This window comes from Candidatus Stygibacter australis (assembly GCA_030765845.1).
Classification (GTDB): Bacteria; Cloacimonadota; Cloacimonadia; order Cloacimonadales; family TCS61; genus Stygibacter; species Stygibacter australis.
Genome location: JAVCDJ010000049.1, coordinates 1 through 3271, shown reverse-complemented (window position 1 = coordinate 3271; position 3271 = coordinate 1). Strand labels below are relative to the sequence as shown.

2 protein-coding genes are annotated in these 3271 nt (G+C 38.2%); both read right to left on the bottom strand.

Features of this window, described 5'->3' with window-relative positions; genetic code table 11:
- Nucleotides 1-173: 173 nt before the first annotated feature.
- Nucleotides 174-2996 (bottom strand): tetratricopeptide repeat protein, encoded by a 2823-nt coding sequence (locus RAO94_03165; GenBank protein ID MDP8321335.1) that lies wholly within the window; start codon nucleotides 2994-2996, stop codon nucleotides 174-176.
- A gap of 66 nt (nucleotides 2997-3062) precedes the next feature.
- On the bottom strand, nucleotides 3063-3271 hold a 209-nt coding region (locus tag RAO94_03160), incomplete at its 5' end, for an ATP-binding protein (protein ID MDP8321334.1).

Below are 3271 nucleotides of genomic sequence, written 5' to 3'. Positions count from 1 at the left end.
CCAGTGAATGATTCATCCTCATTTACCACTTTGAGGCTATCATTAAAACCATGGCTTTTGCCAAAAACAACTATGTCTTCCAGTTTGATCAGATCGTCATTCCGCTGAGCAAAAATATTCAGCGAGCACAGGAGGGTAATTGCCAGGAGAATAAGTTGAGTTATCTTCATGATCTATTTCCCTTTCAGCAGGTTTTCCAGTTCATTAGCCTGTTCAGGATCAAGGTCGTCCCGGATATTTCCCAGCAGATTTTCAGCATCCTGCTTTTTATCCAGCTTAAGATACGCACGAAAGGCAAGTACTTCTGACTGATGTCTGATATCTGTAAGGTAGGGGAAAAGATGGCGTACTCTTAATAATTCAGGGATTGCTTCCTGATATTTCTGTTGCTGATACAAACTGAATCCGCTCAGGTATTGAGCAGATGCTTTGATTTCTTCAGTGCTGCTTTCTTTAAGTCCGGCAATGATCGGAGCAGCTTCAGCAATTTTCTGCTGGTTCAAGAGCCAGCGGCAGTTTTCCAATTGTGCCTTTTCGAGGTCGATTCCACTTAACAAATCTATATATAAAGGATAATCCTGCTCAAATTCTGATCTGTCATACTTTGCTTCTATCTGCAGAAGGCGCAGGATAAATTCTGGTTTCTTTAATTTCTCAGCAGCATATTGCAGTTTACGGACAGTAGTTTCTATCCTGCCCTGCACCAGGGTAATATCTGCCCATTCATATTGCAATTGAGGGTCTTTATAAACAATGAAGAGCCGAGCATAAAAGTCATCTGCTGCATCCCACATTTCCATATTTTTATAGCTTCTCGCCTTCAGATATTCTAAATCCTTCATGGGATAGATATATGTTCTTTTCATCCTATCAACCAGGTCACTTACCTGCTGATATTCATGAATAGCAAAGAGATGTTTTGCTTTGCATTCATCAACAAGGAAGCGGAAGTTTACAGGAATATCTTCATTATTCAGATAATCATTTATCTCATCGAGGAAGTTTTCTCCTGCCTGCTCAGTTGACCATTTCCAGCCATCCAGGATATTTTGATGCAGGTCTGGATCAGTAACTTTGGTTATCAGGCTTCTATACTGTTTCCGTGCAGCATCAAATTGACCCAGGTTATAGAGGCAATCACCGATACCTAACATAGCCGAAAGTGCGTTAGAACTTTCAGGAAAGTTTTTTACAAATATTCTATACTGCTTCAAGGCAGAATCATACTGCTGGGCACTGAATAAAGCAGTTGCTGACTGGAAAGTGTAAGATGCTGGATTATCAGTTCTGATAGAAAGCTGATTATAAATATCACTTGCTTTATCATATTCACCTTTTTGATAATATGTCCAGGCTTCCTTTGCCATGATGTTCTCTTTTTTTGTGTTGTCAATTTCCAGATCTTCTTGCCTCTGGTAGGACTTCAAAGCATTACTATATTCCTTTTGGGCAAAATATATATCTCCCAGAAGTACCTGCTTCTGGATCATATATTGGGAGCTATCGTCAACGTTGTTCAATGCTGCAGATGCCTTGCTGTAATTCTTATTTTGCTGCCAGCTCTGGGCAATGCGCAGCCAGACAAGATTATGATCAGCTCTTTGATTAAGAGCTATCGTGTAATGTTTCCGGGAGATCTCAAAATTTTTATTTAACAGAGCTATTTCACCAAGATAAAAATTACTCATACCCTGTTTATCACTATTCTCAAAATTATATACAACAAGTTCAAACTGCTCCTGGGCATTTGACATTTCGCTTTTATTAAAATAACACAAACCTTTCCTGAAGTATGCTTCATCAGCAAATTGCCCATTGGGATATTTTTCCAGATATGCAGAAAAATCAGTGAGAGCCGTCTCATGATTTCCAGATAAATATTCTGCCTCTGCTTTTATATACCAGGCTTTTTCCTGATATACAGATGTCAAACCTGATGCGAGGCTTTTTTGCAGGTTTTCAGCAGCATAATTATATTTGTTCAGCAGGAATTGAGTAATACCAAGCTGATATAAGGTTTCTGCAATGAAGACATTATCTGGATATTCTCCGATGAATTGCTTGAGCAGACTCTCTTTTTGAGTTGGATTCTCAGCTAAATCTGCCAGATAGAATTGACTGTTTGCAATAAGCTCTTCATTATCAGAATTCTTCAGATTTTGTAAAATAGCCTTGGCTTCAATAGTATTCTTGAGCTTTATCTGGCATAAAGCGAAGTAATATCTTGCCTGGTCAGAAGTCAGAACAGCCAGATGCTCAGCAGCTTGAGAGTAATTTCCCAGCTCAAATTCTGCGATGCCTAAAAGCATTTGATATTGGGAGTAATATTCAGAAGTAGAATTGATACTGTCATATCCTATATTCAGCACTTTCTCATATTCATTTCTTTTGATATTTTCATTATGAAAAAGCACAAGTGCATAATTAAGATTTTCATTTCCAGCATACTTTTCTAAAGATGTAAGGATAAGTTCTTCCGCCTTTACCAATTCCTTCTCCGATAGATAGAGCTGAATAAGTTTTAGTCTCACGCTCATTCTGTCTTCAATGCTCATTGCCCTGAGCAGATTTTCTTCAGCTTTCTCAAAATCTCCGGTTTCTATCATGGAAGCACCCAGAAAATAATAGAAGCGGCTGATCTGTTCATTTTGTGGATAACTGGTTATTAATTGAGTGAATACTTTGATTGCTTCACTATAGTTTTGCAGATAATAATATGATTGACCAAGACCAGAAAGGATATCAGAATAGGGCATGGTAGCTGGAGGTGTTTTACTGAGTTCTCCAAAAATCTCATTTGCCTGTTGATAATTCTTTTGTTCCAGGTAAATATCTGCCAGAAGATAACTGGCTTCCGGACGGTATTCACTTTGTGGATATTCTGCCAAATATTTTACCAGCTCCTGCTGAGCAAGAGAGTAATTGCCATCTTCATAAAGTCCCACTGCAAACATCAGATCATCATTTGCTGATGCTGTCAAAATTAAGCTAATCATAATAAGTACGGTTAGTGTAATGAATTTTATTTTCATCTTTTCTTCTCCAAATTTTATCAAATACTTTTACAGTTTGGCATCTTTTACATCTGCCAGAGGAAGGGAAATATAAAAGGTTGTTCCCTTACCATTATCATTTGCTGCTGCCCAGATCTTACCTCCATGAAGTGCAACTATTTTCTGAGCTGTGGCAAGTCCTAAGCCCAGACCAGAGGAATTAAATTCCGATATACCCGATCTGTGACTATAAATATCATTTACTTCATAAAACTCCT